Here is a 17,525-nt window from a genome sequence, read left to right as displayed (position 1 = left end):
AATAGGCTGTCGGTTTACCTGCCAAAGAAAAGCAAATTTTTTGTTAGTAATTTAAAATCCGGAGGATTCAACCGCGCGTGCAAAGACGCGTCCTTTGAATAAAAATCTCGGGAAGTAATGTATCTTTTTCTTATAATCCTTACTGATTGAATCAGAAATCCAATATTCTTCGGATCATTTTAGGGAAATCATAGATTCCATTTCTCCCAAATCCCATATTTCGTAAAATGCTAAGGGCTTTGTAACTTTAGCAAATGCAAAGCACGATCAAGATATATCTGCTGATAGCCGGTTTCCTGCAGATTTGCTCAAATATTTTGGGGCAACAATTTGTAAACTATTCTACCGAACACGGCCTTTCGTCAAATACAATCAGAGATATCTTTCAGGATAATCAGGGATTTATCTGGGTCGCTACCTCAGACGGTCTGAATCGTTTTGACGGGTATCATTTCACCACCTTCCGGCATGATCAGGAAGATTCGACTTCCATCAGCAACAATAATCTTTACGATATCATGGAAGATCGCGAGGGCAAACTCTGGATCGCATCCCTTCGCGGTGGGCTCAATTGTTATGATGCGGGGAAAGAAGTTTTTTACCGATACCGGCACGACGCCCATGACTCAACGACCATTAGCTCCGACGAAGTAATTTCCCTGTTTGAGGATCAAGAAGGCACCATCTGGGTGGGAACTTCCCGCGGGTTAAATCAGGTAGTAAAAGATGCAGCGGGAAATATTTCATTCATCCGGCACATCAACAAACCCGAAGACCCCGGCGGACAGATCAAAAGCATTTTTACAATTGGAGAAGATGAGCGAGGATATCTGTGGGTGGGCACTACCAGCGGGCTGCTCCGGTTTGACAAAAAAAATCGTACCTTCAAAAACTACCTTCATTGGCCGGGGTTGGCAGAAAGACCCAATCCTGGAATTGTGAATGACATTACCACCGCCCCAGATGGCACACTCTGGACAGGGCAGCAACCCGGAGGCTTTCAGCAGATCACCTATTTGGCACAAACAGATACCGCTGAAGGGCAGGTGCATTTTAGCCAGCACTACACACTCCCATATCCTGAAAATATAGCTGCCAACCGCATACGGAAACTGATTTTTGATCACAATGGGAATTTATGGCTGGGATCATATGGGGGATTATTTCAATATAAAAATGGAGAAATCATCAATAAAAACCTCCCATCCGGAGTAGTATTTGCACTTTGCGAAGATCGCGCAGGAAATCTCTGGGTCGGGACAGAAAAAGGCATTACGATGTTGCCCGGCCATGTATATCCTTTCCAGATTATTGGTCATAACCCCGATAATCCACAGAGTCTGCCAAACGCAGTTGTCGGAGCCATTGAAAAAGACCCAAAAGGAAATCTCTGGATAAGTACAGAACAAGGGTTGACCCGGATAGATGTTATTTCTGGAGAATATAGACATTTTTCGGCACCGGGAGAATTATTTGCTCCGCTTGTAAATGATATCTCTATTGACAAAAGAGGCAGGCTATATATATCATGTAATGGCTCTGTTTCCCGTACAGAAGATGTAAATTCGCCTGTTTTCCGCCATTTCACCTATAAACCCAACGATCCTGGCGCGCTTGGCACACAAAAATCCTACGGATTATTTATTGACAAAAACGACCAGGTCTGGATTCCAAGCTACAGAGGGATTATGACGATTCACCCGGACAGAGATTCCATCGAAACCTGCCCTTTTGACTCAGCCAATCATTTCGTTCATATTATCTCTTTAGGAGAGGACTCCCTGCTTATTGGCAGCCAGTTAGGACTGTTTGCTTTTGACAAAACTACCCGGACTTACCACAAACAAAACCTTGGGGCTGGCTATAAAAATGAAGTGATTAAATATTTACACCGGGCAAAAAACAAGGAAATATGGGTCGGAACAGAGACCGGGCTTCACCTGTTTGAACCCGGAAAAGGTTTTATCCGCTCTTACAATGAAAAAAACGGGCTGAGCAATGCATTTTTGCGCGGTATTCTCGAAGACGATGAAGGGAATCTCTGGATATCCAGCAACAAAGGGATTTCAAAATTTGACCCTAAAGCAGAGACATTTAAAAATTATTTTGCCAGAGATGGCCTGCCTTCCGACCAGTTTGTCTCCCGCGCTTGTTACAAAGACCAGAAGGGTATCCTGTATTTCGGCTCGGATAAGGGGATGGTATATTTTGACCCCACAAAAATCCGTGACAATGACTTTATCCCTCCGGTAGTTATTTCAGGCTTTCGCTTGTTTAATGATCCGGTACTGACAGGCAGAGTTGCCCCTTACGTGCGTTCTCATGATTTTATGCTGGAACAGTCAATTTTGTTCACCCGGGAAATTCTACTAAACTACCAGCAGCGGGTATTGTCTTTTTCGTTTACAGCGCTCAATTATCATTTACCCGAGAAAAATAAATACGCCTACAAGATGGATGGATTTGACGAAGAATGGACTTATACAGATGCATCCAACCGTGTAGCGACCTATACCAATCTCGACCCGGGAACCTATACCTTTCATGTAAAAGGTTCCAATAATGATGGGGGTTGGAATGAAGCCGGAACATCCGTGCGGTTGCTCATTCGTCCTCCCTGGTGGAAAACCTGGTGGGCGTATGCACTGTATTTGCTGATGGCAGGGCTGGCGATTACAGGATTTATTCGTTATCGCACGGAAGAAGTCCGCAGACAAATGCGCACACAGTCACTGATAGAAAAAGCAAAGCTGGAAGAACGAGAAAATGTAAGAGCGCGGAGTTCCCGCGACTTCCATGATGAAGCAGGCAACAAACTTACCAAAATCTCGCTCTACACCGGCCTGATGAAACAGCAGTCAACCGAAAATCCACAGATGACAGAATACCTCAACCGCGTGGAAGAAAATCTGAAAGAGCTCTCCTCCGGTATGCGCGATTTTATCTGGGTACTGGATCCCAAACACGATTCGCTTTCGGCCACGTTAGTGCGGATCAAACAATTTGGAGATACCCTGCTGGAACATTCTGGAATAGATTTTCATTTCCAGAACGAGATACCCGAATCATATGATCTTCGGCTTGACCTCACCACCCGCCGCAATCTGCTGATGATATTTAAAGAGGCAATGAACAATAGCCTGAAATACTCACAGGCTCACACAATGAGGTTTGCTGCTTTTATCGGCAAAGAAAATGAGCTGGTAGTCAGGTTGACCGATGACGGCCTGGGATTTGATCCGAATAACCTTTTGCGGGTAAACGGCCTTCACAATATGCGATCGCGGGCAGAAGAGTCAGGTGCTACCCTGAATATCGAAGGAACACCCGGATTGGGAACTGCCATAACTTTCATAAAAAAAATTACAGAATAACCCGATAAAATCACCCTTTTGGGTAATAGCAGGAGGCCTTTTCACAAATTACCTTTGAGTATGAAAACTCCGATCATCCATACAGCGCTTGTAGAAGACGACCACGAAATCCGGCAACTTCTTCAATTGATCATTGACAATTCTCCGGGTTTTACCTGCAACCTGGTATTCGAAGATGCAGAATCCGCACTGTTGGGCATACCCGACTACCGGCCCGATATTGTACTGATGGATATCGAACTTCCCGGCATGTCAGGGATTGAATGTGTGCGAAAACTAAAGGAGAAAATGCCCGACATGAACATCGTCATGCTGACAATTCAGGAAGACAATGAATCTGTTTTTGAGTCTCTGTGCGCAGGGGCTACGGGTTACCTCCTCAAAGAGACGCCTCCGGCAGAATTGTTGAAGGCGATTCAGGAAGCGCACAGTGGCGGTTCGCCCATGAGTGCACATATAGCACGCCGGATCGTAAATTCTTTTCACAATATTGGGAAATCACCTCTGAGTGAAAGAGAAACCGAAGTACTGCGCATGCTGTGCAACGGAGAAAATTACAAGACCATTGCAGAAGCGATATTTGTCAGCACAAATACGGTCAAAGCCCATATCAAAAATATTTACAAAAAACTGCACGTCCACAACCGCGCTGAAGCTGTGCGAAAGGCATTAAAAGACCGGCTGGTCTGAGACAAACACACAAACCTATATAACAAAAACTAACTGCCATGAACAAATTCTGCACGCTCATCCTATTTTTTCTCCTGAAATCCACTTTTACTTTTGCCCAACAAGACGCCGCCGGCTGTGAAGATCACCCGCTCATCACGCGGTATCCGGCTTCAGTACTCACCTGGTGCGAAGAACAAAATTTTGCCGAATACAAAATCGCCACCGGCCCCGAAACCGGCTATCGAAAAATCGACGACTGGATCGAAACCGAAGGCAAAATCTATCGCCGCTATTATGAACTCCATGCCGAAAGAACCCTCACAGAAGTCTATCGCAACTATTTGCAAGCCATAGAAAAAGCAGGATTTGAAGTTCTCGCCAAAGGTGTATTTGAAGAGCGAAATGTAAAAAAAGACGTCGGGGGAGGAACCTGGCTGGGCACTGCCTACATTCCCAACCCCTACCCCACCAATTCGGGGATCAAACTCCACCAGGGATCGTCTGATTCGGGCGGCTCATGTTATATCGCAGCAAAACTCAAACGCCCCGGAGGCACAGTCTATATTGTTGTAGGTGGACATTTATACCGGCACAATGAATTTGTATTTCTCATCGATATCATTGAGGAAGATGAAATGGAAGGTGGATTGGTTTCCCTGGATGCCGATGCGATGGGACGCGATATCGACTTGTATGGAAAAGTGGCGATTTACGGGATTTATTTTGATTTTGATAAAGCCACCCTCAAGCCTGAATCCAAACCCGCACTCGATGAAATCGCCAAACTCCTGAAAGCCCGTCCGCAGCTCAACCTCTATGTGGTAGGACATACCGACGCCAAAGGCACATTCGCTTACAATCAACAACTTTCCGAAGACCGAGCAAATGCCGTAGTAAAAGCGCTCGTGAATCAGTACAGTATCGCCCAAACACGACTTGAACCACACGGCGTAGGGATGCTGGTTCCGGTATTCACCAATAAAAACGACAAAGGAAGAGAGAAAAACCGGCGGGTAGAGTTGGTGGAAAAATAACTTTACATTTGTGAAGCCACCTTTGGGAAAAATCGTATGTCTTTGTAACAACAACAGACATTTACCACAGCAAACGTATTGATAATCATGAATATCCGGTTTTTCCCCATACTACTTTTCAGCCTTTTGGTGCTGAATGCAAATATCTCACAGGCGCAAAACCACGCAGTCAGAGACTTTACCATAAGCCCGGCCATTGGTATCGGTGGGTTTGGCAACTACGGCAACTATACCACATTCAGCCTCCCGGTCATTGTGCAGGCGGAATATGGATTGACTGACGAACTCAGTTTTGGGCCATTCATCTCCTATTCGCGCTTTAAATATGGAGGCGTAATCAGCTATGCCTACAACTGGCATGTCATCAATGTAGGGGGGCGCGTTTCCTACCGCTTTATGCCACTGATTGAACAATTAGCTTCCAGAGAATTAAATACAGGCAAATGGGACTTTTATGCCACGGCTTTTCTTTCCTATGAAAACGTGGTCTATCGCGCAAAAGAAGGTCCGCTGCCAAATGGCGGTACAAGACTCAAAACCAGATTGCGTTTCGGTCCTTCACTCGGCGCAAAATATTATATCAAACCTAATATTGCCCCTTTTGTAGAAACGGGGATTACAACATTTGGTACAATCAGCGCGGGAGTTTCGCTGGGGTTGTAGTTATACGCTGTGCCACCCGGGGCAATTTCAGATTCGGAAAACTAGTCATGGTAGTCCCTGGTATATCCGTAAAGCATACGCCAGGCGTGCCAGGGAGATGCAAAATTTCGATTTATATATAGATCGACACTTATTCCCTGATCACTTCCAGCTGGTTTAAAATCACGTGGTCGCCAATGGGGTACATTTCGCCATGGTTAAACCGCTTGTGAATGGCGATTTTTTGGGTTGGATTAAACAAAAATGTACAGGGCTGTTCGTCATACAGAATTTCCTGAATCCGGTCCACCATTTCCTTGCGTCTTTTTGGGTCTTGTTCGACACGGGCTTTGTCGATCAGGTCGTCGGCCTCGGCATTGTTAAACCCAAAAAAATTGTCTCCTTCCGGCCAGTTGGTGGAGTAAAACATCTGCTTAAAGTCATAGGCCAAAGATGGTGAGGACAAGGCCATAACGAGTGCATCGAAGTTTTGCGAACGAATCATCGGCACGGCGGCACCCATTGCCTTCTGATCGGGAATACAATTGATACCAACCTCTCCAAGCGCATTTTTGATACGCTGAATAAAATCGTCCAAAGCCTGGTCGCTGGGCGGATACATCAGCGTAAAACTAAATTTTACCCTTTCGCCATCGATCACTTTGTCGAGAATATCGTCACCGTCAGAATCCTTCCATCCGGCTTCCTCCAGCAATTTACGGGCTTTGTCAGGGTTGTAGGGAAATGGTTTTATATTGTTGTTGTAATCACTGTTGGCCATTGGAACCGGAGAAATGGTCTGTTTGGCTGTATTGGGATAAATATCAGCAATGATATCTGCAATCGGTATTGCATAAGCCAGGGCTTGTCTCGTCCGCTTGTCGTCAAAATATTTTTTTGAGCCAATCCCGTCCGGGCGGTTGTTGAGCAAAATAAATGCATACGAATCACGCGGCGTAATACCGATATGGTAATTTTCATTTGCCACCTCACTCAATTTGAGGTTTTCATAAATTTGGGTAGTCAGCTGGGTACTCACGTCCACTTCCTGCTGTTTGATCTGCAATTCGAGAGAGTTGTCGTCGCGAACAATTTTAAAAATAATCCGGTCCGGATTCTGACTGTGGTTGTACCCTGGCAGACCTTTTCCCCAATAGCTTTCATTGCGGGTAAGGACAATCTGCTGTTCGGTAATCCATTCTTCCATTTTATAGGGTCCGGAGCCGGCCTGGAAAGTTGCCACATCCGTACCAAAACGGGGTGCGTTAAAGGTTTCTGCCCATGCGATCAGATCCGTTTCCTGTGAAATGCTTTCTGCTTCTTCAAGCAGTTGGGTAAGGGTATATTTGCCCAGTTTGTTTCCCGGGTCATAAATGCGCGAATCAAGGATAAACGTATAAATCCCAAAGTTGTCATTGTGCATATAATATTCCTTCATTTCTACCTGAAAACGGTGATCATTTTCAGGGTCAATACGAAGGTCTTTGAGGAATTCTATATATCCTTTTTGGTTTAGGTTATCGACCAATGGGGCAGCCATCACTTTCACGGAAAATAATACATCTTCAGCCGTAATCGGTTTTCCGTCAGGCCAGGCAGCTTTAGGATTAAGGTCAAAGGTATAAGTGAGGCCATCGGCCGATCTTTCAGGTAAAGCGGCCAACTCGGGCATAAGGTTTCCAGAGGTCATATCCAGCGCCAGGAGCCGCTGAAACACCAGTTCGAGGATCAGGTTGCGCGCATTCGTCCGCGCATTGGTCGGATGAAGAGACGGCGGTTCGGAGGAAATATGAACAACTACATCGTTATTCTTTTCGCCGCGATAATAGACCTTTCCATCTTTTTCGATATAATCTCCGGGAGCTTCGGTTTCCTGAGTTCTGCCGGACTCACAACCGACAAACAGAAAGGCAGAAATAATCAGTGTGAAAAAACAAAATGCTCTCAATCTCATAGCTTGTTGTAATATTCATCCAAAATACGAAAATTGTTGAGTCTTTTATTGCAAACATCCACGCATGCCCATCACAATTCAGAATCTCACCAAAATCTACGGCACCCAAAGGGCGGTCGATGATCTTTCTTTTGCGGTAAATCCGGGGGAAATCCTCGGCTTCCTCGGCCCCAACGGCGCGGGGAAAACCACCACCATGAAAATCATCACGTGCTTCCTCCAGCCTGACAGCGGAACCGTTACTCTTGGTGATTTTAATATCTTCGACCACCCGCTGGAAATCCGCAAACGTGTGGGCTATTTACCTGAACACAACCCGCTCTACCTCGACATGTATGTGCAGGAGTTTCTCGACTTTGTGGCGCGGATTTACAAGATTACCGGCCCGCAAAAACAGCAGCGCATTGCCGAAGTCATCGAAATGACGGGCCTGGGCCGCGAGCAGCACAAAAAAATCGGCATGCTTTCCAAAGGCTACCGCCAGCGCGTGGGGCTTTGTCAGGCGCTGATCCACAATCCGGAGGTGCTCATCCTGGACGAACCCACCAGCGGGCTCGACCCCAACCAGATTGTCGATATCCGCAACCTGATCAAAGAGATTGGCAAAGACAAAACCGTCATTTTTTCCTCCCATATTCTCCCTGAAGTAGAATCCATTGCCGACCGCGTCATCATCATCAACCGCGGTAAAATGGTAGCCGACGAAGCCACCGCCAATATCCGCAACATTGCCGAAGACGAAACCCTGATTCGCGTAGAGTTTGAAACGCCGGGGTTTGACTTTTCGGCGATAGAAAAGATGGAAGGGGTAAAATCTGTGGAAGGCATTTCGCCTACCGAATTTCACATTCATGCAGCGGTTCACACCGACATTCGCCGGGAGCTTTTCCAGACTTGTGTAAAACAAAATAATGTGATCCTTTCCATGAGCAAACAGACGTTTACCCTTGAAGACGCCTTCCGGCGTTTGACGAGGTAGGGCGGGATTTTTACTCTCTATGGGAAGCCCTTTTCTCCAAAAATAAATTATTCGACTTTCAAACCAGTTGACATTGGAGGTCTTTATGTGTTTGGCGCAATTATGCATTTTGGGAGAGAAAATATTTTTTTACCATATTTAGGGTAAGTCAAATCCACAGCTATGGCAAAAAAAATTATTCTCACCATTGGTTTATTGGCCTTTAGTACAGGGGTTTTTTACCTTGTCATTGCTAAAATGGATCCGGAGCATTATATGAATGTCCCAATATGGCAAGCAATGCTCCGAAGCCTGGTCGTTGTCGGGCCTGCCGTGCTCATTGCTCTAAATTTGGAATGGATTTCCCAAAAATTAAAGATTAACTGTAGGGCCAGATAATTATCTGGCCTGTTATGAGCCAGATAATTATCTGGCCTGTTATGAGCCAGATAATCATCTGACCTGTTATGAGCCAGATAATCATCTGACCTGTTATGAGCCAGATAATTATCTGACCTATCATGAGCCAGATAATTATCTGGCTCTACTCACATTCATGTTTTAATTGCTCCAACCAAAAGACCATGTCTTTTTTCAGGTCGTTGTTCATTTTGGATTTGAATAAGGCGACCAGCCAGCCTTCCATGCTTTCTTCCACCCTTACCTGAGTACCGCCATTTTTGCTTTCGAGATGCCAGTTGTGTATCGCCGAGCCACCAAAGGTTGTACCGCTCCATCCAAAGGTTTTACCAATATCCACGGTGTGTAAAACCGACTTGATTTTTGCGCCGTTGACCGTCCAGCGAAATTTTGCGCCAACAACGGGCTTTTCACTCATTTCGGACCGCGTGATTTTGGGATTCCAGTTGGTCCAGTTGCTGATATTGGTCAAAACAGACCATACTTTTTCAGGGCTAACCTGAATCTGAATTTGTGCTTCCTGAAATACAGGTGCTTGTTGATTGACTTTCATTTACCTTGTTGTTAAGTATAAGGTAAAGGTCGGCCTCTCAGAAATCAGCTCTCTTGACAAATATCAAGAAGTTTTTTCCGCCAGTTTTTTTCTGATACGGCTGAAAGTTTCGGGAGTCATGCCCAGCATGGAAGCCAGGTACTGAAGCGGAACCTGGTTAAACAAACCCGGGGCAAACTGAAAAAACATCTCATAGCGCGCTTCTGCAGTCAGAGATAAATGGGTGACAATCCGCTCTTCCAGAATGGTAAAACAACGGGCGATAAACAGTTTCTCCAACTCCTGCCAGGCAGGTACTAGCTGACCAATTTTATCATAGTCAGATTTACAGATAACATGTAGCTCACAGTCTGTCAGCGCCTGAAGATTCCAGCGGGCGGGTTTGTCAAACAGAAAACTCGCCAGATCTACCACAAAGTATCCTGGCGAAGAAATCCATTTGGTTACTTCCTTTCCATCCGCATTCAGAAACTCGCGCACAATCCCCGATTCAATAAATCCCAGCCTGTCGGAATAGCTATCTGCTTTCAGGAAGAAGTCATTTTTCTTCAGTTCTTCCTTTCGGAAAAAGGAGATAATCCGCTCAACATCGTTTTTGGGAATACCAAAATACGATTGGATATATTTTTCTAGTTCGTAGGTCACATCCCCGGATATTTCCATTCGCCGCGATAGTCGCGGTATAGGAGTTTATTGGCTTCGTCATCTCCTACTACCATTTCTTTTTCCCCATCCCAGATCACACTGCGACCGAGATTATAGGAAAGCATAGCAAGCAGACTCACACTGGTGGAACGGTGGCCGATTTCAATATCACAAACCGGGCGGCGGTTGTTTTCGATCGAATCCATGAAGTCTGCCCAGAGTTCTTTGATATTCTGAGCATCGGGCTGGTGAAGGGTGGGCGGGAAATTGATTTTCTCCTTCTTTTTATCTGCCGGGTAAAAGGTCCAGCCATCGAGCCAGCCGATATGGAAAGTGCCTTCTGTGCCGTAAAAATAACAACCTACATTGTGATCTTCATTGGCATTGGGGGCGCATAGCTTATGCTCCCAGGTCATCGTAAAATTTTCAAATCCGAAGACAGCCATCTGAGTATCGGGCGCGTTGATGCCGTTTTCTTTCACAAAAGTTCCTCCGGTAGAAAAGACCGTTTTGGGGTATTTTTCTTCCATTACCCACAACACCTGATCAAACCAGTGGATGCCCCAGTCGCCGATGGTGCCATTGGCGTATTCGACATAATTACGGAAGCCTTTGGGGTGAATGCCGGGGTTGTAAGGCCGGAGCGGAGCCGGGCCACACCACATATCCCAGTCCAGTTCTTTGGGTGGTTCGGCATCGGGAGCTTTGGTACCTGCGTTTTGGCCGTAGTTGACAAAACATTTGACCTCGCTGATTTTGCCTACTTTTCCCTGCTGGATAAATTCACGGGCGGAAATATTATGTGGGGAGACACGGCGGTGTGTACCAACCTGCACCACGCGGTTGTGGTTTCGGGCGGCAGCGACCATCGCTTTCCCCTCGTTGATCGTATGGCTGATCGGTTTTTCGACATAAACGTGGGCACCACTTTCGATGGCCGCAATGGCGCATAGCGCATGCCAGTGGTCAGGGGTACCGACGATGACGATTTCCGGTTTTTCTTTTTTGAGCATTTCGCGGTAATCGCCGTAGGCTTTGGGGCGGTCGCCGTTGAGGGTATTGATTTCGGTGACAGCGGCGTCGAGATGACGGCGGTCCACGTCGCAGACTGCGACGACCTTACAATCGCCGAAGGCGATGGCTTCGCGAAGGATATTCATGCCCCACCAGCCACTGCCAATCAGCGCAAGGCGATACTTCGTGGTACGGCGAAGGGCTGATATCAGCGGTAAGGCTGAATAAGTGACACCGGCGGCGGCGGTTGTTTTGAGAAAGGATCTGCGATTCATGAGTCAGTAGTATTTATGGGGAATAAGTTACAAAAAAGTTTGAATCTGCAAGACCCATAAAAAAACACAGCCAATGATGCCGGAATACAGACCATTTGATGATAAACATTTGCATAAATACAAGTGTTACTATTACATTTGTTAGACACCCTTTTTCGACGACCTCACAGGAAGAATCCGATGAAAGATTTATTTTCTCAAATAAAGATTACCGTTCACAACGGCCTGTACCTGAAAGACCCCGATTCTTCCCGGTTGGGAAATGATATTATCCGTCATTCCGTCGAATTGATCCATGAAATCGGTTTTGAGAAGTTTTCTTTCAAAAAACTGGGAGAAAAAACTGGTTCGCCCGAAAGCACCATTTACCGGTATTTTGAAAATAAACACAAGCTGTTGTTGTATCTTACCTGCTGGTACTGGGGATGGATGGAATACCGGCTGGTATTTGCGACCGTGAACATTCCCTTGCCGGAAGACAAGCTGCAAAAGGCCATTGAAATTGTTACAGAAACCATTACCGAAAACTCGGGAGATAACTACATCAATGAAGTACTGCTTGACCGGATTGTAGTGGCAGAAGCAGCCAAAACCTATCTTACCAAAGAAGTGGATGATGAGAACCGCGAAGGATATTTTGCCGGTTATAAGCGGCTGGTAAACCGAATCAGCCAGATGGTATTGGATATAAATCCTTCATTTGAATTTCCACATATGCTGATTTCTTCCGTAATTGAGGGAGCACATTTACAGAAGTTTTTTTCAGACCATCTGCCATCAGTAACAGATACCCAAAATGACGCCGGAATAATCACCCGGTTTTATACAGAAATGGTTTTTAGTATGATTAGAAAAGATAAAAGTTGACGGTTTTCTACAGACATATCGCTCAAATTTTCGCTATTAAACAAACCAAAGTCTCAGCGCTTTTTTTTGTATTAGGGATTTCTATATTCCTTTTCAGGCCAGCAATAGAAATTTTATTGTCCCTGCATGCACAATCCGTTACTTCTGCTGAAATTGAACAGCCAGTTGACGGAGAAAACAACGGAGCAGACGAAAAAACAGAAACCGACCATTTTTTCTATTACCACCAGACACTATTACAACCCCGCGCACTGATTGTTTTTTACGCCGACACTGCGTCCGTCTGGTACTCCGGGTATTTCTCCGAAATTATTTTACCTCCTCCGGAAGCCCTTTCCTAAATAATTCCCCTTCTATTTTTTCAATTTTTTTATTCTAACAAACAAATAATGAATCCATTTCATAAGGATGGTCTGTTGGGTCATTGGAGAGATGATCTGCCGGCTGGGCTGGTTGTATTTCTTGTCGCTTTGCCACTTTGTCTGGGGATAGCACTAGCTTCTGGTGCGCCGCCATTTGCGGGTATTATTGCAGGAATAGTCGGAGGCACAGTTGTCGCCCTGGTTAGTCGTTCTCCACTGGGCGTAAGCGGACCTGCTGCAGGACTTGCAGTCATCGTCTTCACTGCGATTCAGGATCTGGGGCCGGGTGCTTTTGAGAAGTTTTTGCTGGCAGTAGTAATCGCTGGTATTATCCAGTTGATATTGGGGTTTGCGCGGGCGGGAATTATTGGCTATTACTTTCCTACTTCTGTGATCAAGGGTATGCTTTCAGGTATTGGTATTGTAATCATATTGAAGCAGATTCCCCATATTTTGGGTTATGATCAGGACCTGGAAGGTGATTTTGAATTTTTCCAGGCAGATGGGCACAATACCTTGTCTGAGCTGTTTTATATGCTCAATGGAATAACACCCGGCGCAGTCGTTATTGCGATGGTATCGTTGGCGCTGTTGATTATATGGGAACAGCCCTTTATGAAAAGGCAAAAATTTACCACACTGATTCAGGGGCCGCTGGTAGCTGTACTGACAGGTATAGGTCTGAACTTGCTTTTTAGCGGGAACGAGACATTAGCGATTGACCCTCAACATCTTGTTGAAATACCTGTTCCGGATTCATTTTCAGGGTTTTTGGGGCAATTTACTTTTCCCGATTTCTCCCAGCTTGGGAATAAAGAAATTTATATTATCGGCATTACCATGGCGATTGTGGCGAGCCTGGAGACCTTATTATGTGTAGAAGCGACAGACAAACTTGACCCTTACAAAAGGGTTACTCCCACCAACCGGGAGCTTCAGGCTCAGGGGATTGGCAATATTATTTCAGGGCTTATAGGCGGATTGCCAATCACCCAGGTGATTGTGAGAAGTTCGGCTAATATTCAGTCTGGCGGAAAAACAAAAGCCGCGGCTTTCTTCCACGGCATATTATTGCTGATATCGGCCATGGCTATACCGCTTTGGCTAAATATGATTCCGCTGGCAAGTCTTGCAGCAATTTTGCTGATGGTGGGTTATAAACTGGCCAAGCCTGCCATATTCAAAGAAATGTATCAGTTGGGCCTGGGGCAGTTTGTCCCTTTTATTGTAACGATTCTTGGGATTGTTTTTACCGATTTACTGATAGGGATTGCTTTGGGAATGGTCATCGCAGTGTTTTATATTTTATTTAACAACTACAAAACGCCATTTTTCTTCTCTCCTCAGAAGGAAGACGAAACGCATTTCAGGCTGGAACTGGCGCAGGAGGTTACGTTTATCAACAAGGCTGCTATTCTCAATACCCTACATACGATTCCCCCCAAAACCCATGTTGTGATTGATGCTTCAAGATCTATTAATATCGACAGAGATGTCATTGAAATTATTGAAGATTTCAGGGAAAATGCCAAACACAAGGGTATTGAGTTGACCATTGTGGGATTGCATCAAAAAGAGAGAACTGATCACAGATACCAGTTTCACACTGCAATTTCCCAAAAAGAACCATCCAGGTAAAACAATATGATTCTTCCCAAAGTTATACTTCCTGCATAAGGTTAATTGATAGTAGTATATAGTAGTAAATAGTGGTATGATGACTGAGTATTTCATTTTTGGGATACTCAGTTTTTATTTCACTAATTATCAGCGGTTACTCTTTAGTTCAAACTTTTGCCCATTGCAGATTTTTGCCCATTCATAGGTAAGACGGGAAGCAAAGTTGCTTAGTACACCCATATCAAGCGGCTTCTCAAAATATTCGACTACATCCAACTCTTCACATTGTCGGGCTTCAACTTCTGAGTATTGGCCCGTCCAGATAATCATGTAAGTATCTGCAAGATCAGGATGCGACTTTAATTTACGAAACAGCTCCAGACCGTTTATGTCCGGTAACCTGATATCCATTAAAATAAGCCTCGGATACATGCGGGTATTTCCAAATAAAAAATCTATTGCAGCCTTGCCGTAATTACACACATGAATATCACCCGGGAAACCCTGATTATCCAGGCAATATTTGAGCAAGCGTACATCTGAAGGCGAATCCTCAATGACAAGAATATAATCCCTTTGGGGGCCTTCAACAGAATCGTTATTCAAGTATAGGGTCATATTTGCGTCGTTAGCTGTTGCAGATATTGGTCTTTATAACATTTCAACACCATAATATTCCCCAAAATCGGTGGTATATTTATCCGTAATCCAACCAATTCGATAACTACGTAAATCACTGACGAAGATCTGATTCAGCGATAATTTGCGGAAGGTTATCGTTGTAAGAAATAATTTTACTAAACCCCAATCGAAATAACTCCTCTTTTAACCCGGTACTCCGGGAGTCGTAAATTGCCCATAGTTCGGTATGAGGAAAATGCTTTGACAATATTAGGATTTTCTCAGGAATCGAATTTTTGTAAGTATTTATATCCAGAATCATCAGTTTTATATCCTGATTCAAGGACTTATATTTTTTCACAATTTCATCGGGTAAATTGGAGGAAATAATAATCGTATCCATATGCTCAATATTTTCTGAGAATGCGGACAGTATCTCTTTGTTATTACCGATAAAAAGGAGAATCATGACTATTTGATCTATATCCAAATATGCCAAAAGTCGCATTCAAAGAAATCCGTAAATCAACCAAATGTTTTCTGCGTGATTTACGGATTCAATCGGGATCAATGAGTTTATTACGAATGCCATACATTATAAGGCCGGCTACGCTATGGGTTCCTGTCTTGAGAAGCAGGTTTTGTTTATGGGATTCTACGGTACGGATACTGATAAAGAGTTTGTCGGCAATTTCCTGATTGCTGAGATCTTTTGCTATTAACTGAAGTACTTCTATTTCACGTTTCGTCAAAACATTCTGGTCAATCGAAGAGGCGGGTCTGTTAAGGTTGGACATTTCATTCATGACGGTTTGACCTACCTGGGCGCTAAAATATGTACCCCCTTCATAAACCATATGTATCGCCTTATATAATTCGTCTTTATCGCAATCTTTCAGAATATAACCGGAAGCACCTGCCTGAATCATCTTCCGGATATAGAGTCCCTGATTTACCATGGTAAGAGCCAGCACTTTTATACGGATATTATATGTTGCAGATAGTTGAGCCGTACAGTCAATCCCATCCATTTTGGGCATATTGATATCCATCAGAACCAAATCAGGCATTTCGTCCATTGACGCAATTTTGGTCAGGGTATCTATTCCATTTTCGCCTTCCCCACAGACCAAAAAATCATTATTTTCATCAAGCAGGTAGCGAATCCCTTCCCGAACTACATTATGGTCATCTGCAATAAATATTTTGATGATTGTTGACTTTTCCATATCTAAATGGGGATAATAAACTTCAAACTGGTTCCTTCATTGATCTTGGAATGAATAGAAAAAAAGCCGTTCATCTGAAGTGCGCGGTTGTGCATGATTCGAAGTCCAATACCCTGGGTTAAGTGTGCAACTTCCGTTTCTTTAAATCCTTTACCGTTATCGATGATTTCCATCTTGATATCGGGTTTGACCAGAAAAAGGCGGATATCTACGTTACTTGCTTCAGCGTGTTTTTGAACATTATTGAGCGCCTCCTGTACGATTCTGAATATATTGATTGTAAATTCCTGGCTGAGCTCGGCCTCCCCTTCATAAGTAAAGTTGACGGAAATGGGATATAATACCTGGAACTCCTCTATCATTTCTGTAATACCCGGAATAAGTCCAAAGTCAAGAATTGACTTGGGCATGAGTTTATGAGAAATCGATCTGCTAAGGTCAATTCCGGTATTCAGATGTTTCAAAGCATGCTGATATTTGGTAGAGGTCTTTAATTCGTCGATATCATAAACCAGATTTTTCAGATACATACTGGCCATACCCAAAATCTGGATCAGATTATCATGGATTTCCATGGAAATTTGTTCCCGGTCTTCTTCTGTTGCCTTAATTACCTCATTGATTATGCGCTGTTCCGTTACTTTTTCTTGTGAAATATCCAGAACACTGCTAAAAACCACCGGTTTACCCAGATAGGATTGAGAATAAGATACTACCTTCACTTCAAAAAAACTTCCCTTCTTGGTGCGATGTATGGAAATATTTTCAGCATAGTCTCCTTTTTCAATGGCATGGATATTTTCCAGAAAAAAAGCCTTCATATTTTCGGTTCTTGCCTCCGGCTTGAAAATATCCCATATTTCCATAGCAAGAAACTCGTCCCTCGAATAACCGTACTTTTTAGTCGCTGTCTCATTGACCTCCAGGAATCGCATGTGCTCTTTGTCAAAAATCAGTACCGGCAAAGGGGTTCTATGAAACAATAAACGGAATTTTTTTTCCGATTTGCCCAGATCTTCTATTGCTTTTACCTCAATCAGTTTTTGCTTTGTGAGCGCCTGAATCACCGTATTGGTAAGTAGAAATACCAATATCGCCGAGATTAAAACAAATGAAACACCTTTCAAATGTTGTACATTTTCAAGCACAACCATATTATCTCTAAACAAATAGAAAGTCAGATCATCACTCAGCAGAATCCAGGTTACACCAAAAACCAGATATATAAGGGAAATCTTTAGCGCATTTTTCATACACAGTCCATGGGTTACTTAAAAGTTAGCGG

17 protein-coding genes are annotated in these 17,525 nt (G+C 44.2%); 9 read left to right on the top strand and 8 right to left on the bottom strand.

The genetic code is table 11. The annotated features are described in order from the left end of the window. Window positions 1-254: 254 nt before the first annotated feature. The 4 genes from R3D00_04640 to R3D00_04625 all read left to right on the top strand — a co-directional run bounded on the left by R3D00_04640 (window position 255) and on the right by R3D00_04625 (window position 5,743). Complete coding sequence (locus R3D00_04640) at window positions 255-3,374, top strand: two-component regulator propeller domain-containing protein (GenBank protein MEZ4772449.1); 3,120 nt, start codon at window positions 255-257, stop codon at window positions 3,372-3,374. Window positions 3,375-3,434: 60 nt separating this feature from the next. Then, window positions 3,435-4,064, top strand: coding sequence for a response regulator transcription factor (locus tag R3D00_04635; GenBank protein ID MEZ4772448.1), 630 nt, complete (start codon window positions 3,435-3,437; stop codon window positions 4,062-4,064). A gap of 38 nt (window positions 4,065-4,102) precedes the next feature. Then, a complete protein-coding gene (locus R3D00_04630) occupies window positions 4,103-5,080 on the top strand; it encodes an OmpA family protein (protein MEZ4772447.1) in 978 nt (325 codons plus the stop codon). Window positions 5,081-5,167: 87 nt separating this feature from the next. Next, entirely contained in the window at window positions 5,168-5,743 is a 576-nt protein-coding gene (locus R3D00_04625; protein ID MEZ4772446.1) for a hypothetical protein, read from the top strand. 130 nt (window positions 5,744-5,873) lie between these two features. On the opposite strand, the gene R3D00_04620 is transcribed toward R3D00_04625, so the two are convergent. After that, window positions 5,874-7,676, bottom strand: coding sequence for an ABC transporter substrate-binding protein (locus R3D00_04620; GenBank protein MEZ4772445.1), 1,803 nt, complete (start codon window positions 7,674-7,676; stop codon window positions 5,874-5,876). Between the two features lie 64 nt (window positions 7,677-7,740). Here R3D00_04620 and gldA point away from each other — a divergent pair, with 64 nt between their 5' ends. Together gldA and R3D00_04610 are read left to right on the top strand one after the other, a co-directional pair. After that, window positions 7,741-8,655 carry a gliding motility-associated ABC transporter ATP-binding subunit GldA gene (gene gldA, locus R3D00_04615; protein ID MEZ4772444.1) on the top strand — a complete coding sequence of 305 codons (915 nt, stop codon included), beginning with the start codon at window positions 7,741-7,743 and terminating at the stop codon, window positions 8,653-8,655. A gap of 162 nt (window positions 8,656-8,817) precedes the next feature. After that, entirely contained in the window at window positions 8,818-9,033 is a 216-nt protein-coding gene (locus R3D00_04610) for a hypothetical protein (protein ID MEZ4772443.1), read from the top strand. A 145-nt stretch (window positions 9,034-9,178) separates the two neighbouring features. Here R3D00_04610 and R3D00_04605 read toward each other — a convergent pair whose 3' ends face one another. The 3 genes from R3D00_04605 to R3D00_04595 form a co-directional block, all read right to left on the bottom strand. Further along, on the bottom strand, window positions 9,179-9,607 hold the full coding sequence (locus R3D00_04605) for an SRPBCC family protein (protein ID MEZ4772442.1): 429 nt from the start codon (window positions 9,605-9,607) through the stop codon (window positions 9,179-9,181). Between the two features lie 63 nt (window positions 9,608-9,670). Further along, window positions 9,671-10,252 carry a Crp/Fnr family transcriptional regulator gene (locus tag R3D00_04600; protein ID MEZ4772441.1) on the bottom strand — a complete coding sequence of 194 codons (582 nt, stop codon included), beginning with the start codon at window positions 10,250-10,252 and terminating at the stop codon, window positions 9,671-9,673. Beyond that, window positions 10,249-11,541 carry a Gfo/Idh/MocA family oxidoreductase gene (locus tag R3D00_04595; GenBank protein MEZ4772440.1) on the bottom strand — a complete coding sequence of 431 codons (1,293 nt, stop codon included), beginning with the start codon at window positions 11,539-11,541 and terminating at the stop codon, window positions 10,249-10,251. Before R3D00_04595 ends, R3D00_04600 begins: the two co-directional genes overlap by 4 nt. 180 nt (window positions 11,542-11,721) lie before the next feature. Here R3D00_04595 and R3D00_04590 point away from each other — a divergent pair, with 180 nt between their 5' ends. The 3 genes from R3D00_04590 to R3D00_04580 all read left to right on the top strand — a co-directional run bounded on the left by R3D00_04590 (window position 11,722) and on the right by R3D00_04580 (window position 14,408). After that, window positions 11,722-12,408, top strand: a complete 687-nt coding sequence (locus R3D00_04590) for a TetR/AcrR family transcriptional regulator (GenBank protein ID MEZ4772439.1) — start codon at window positions 11,722-11,724, stop codon at window positions 12,406-12,408. Window positions 12,409-12,524: 116 nt separating this feature from the next. Then, the gene (locus tag R3D00_04585; GenBank protein MEZ4772438.1) at window positions 12,525-12,749 is read left to right on the top strand and encodes a hypothetical protein; all 225 of its coding nucleotides are present in this window, start codon (window positions 12,525-12,527) and stop codon (window positions 12,747-12,749) included. A gap of 48 nt (window positions 12,750-12,797) precedes the next feature. Continuing rightward, entirely contained in the window at window positions 12,798-14,408 is a 1,611-nt protein-coding gene (locus R3D00_04580) for a SulP family inorganic anion transporter (GenBank protein MEZ4772437.1), read from the top strand. Window positions 14,409-14,537: 129 nt separating this feature from the next. Here the strand turns inward: R3D00_04580 and R3D00_04575 are convergent, their stop codons facing one another. The 4 genes from R3D00_04575 to R3D00_04560 form a co-directional block, all read right to left on the bottom strand. Then, complete coding sequence (locus R3D00_04575; GenBank protein MEZ4772436.1) at window positions 14,538-15,008, bottom strand: response regulator; 471 nt, start codon at window positions 15,006-15,008, stop codon at window positions 14,538-14,540. A 115-nt stretch (window positions 15,009-15,123) separates the two neighbouring features. Beyond that, complete coding sequence (locus R3D00_04570; GenBank protein MEZ4772435.1) at window positions 15,124-15,414, bottom strand: hypothetical protein; 291 nt, start codon at window positions 15,412-15,414, stop codon at window positions 15,124-15,126. A 154-nt stretch (window positions 15,415-15,568) separates the two neighbouring features. Then, window positions 15,569-16,240 carry a response regulator transcription factor gene (locus tag R3D00_04565; GenBank protein ID MEZ4772434.1) on the bottom strand — a complete coding sequence of 224 codons (672 nt, stop codon included), beginning with the start codon at window positions 16,238-16,240 and terminating at the stop codon, window positions 15,569-15,571. A gap of 2 nt (window positions 16,241-16,242) precedes the next feature. Beyond that, entirely contained in the window at window positions 16,243-17,493 is a 1,251-nt protein-coding gene (locus R3D00_04560; GenBank protein ID MEZ4772433.1) for a PAS domain S-box protein, read from the bottom strand. Window positions 17,494-17,525: the final 32 nt, after the last annotated feature.

Source organism: Bacteroidia bacterium (assembly GCA_041391665.1).
In the GTDB taxonomy this organism is placed as follows: Bacteria; Bacteroidota; Bacteroidia; order J057; family J057; genus JAGQVA01.
This window is presented reverse-complemented; position numbering and strand designations above follow the sequence as displayed.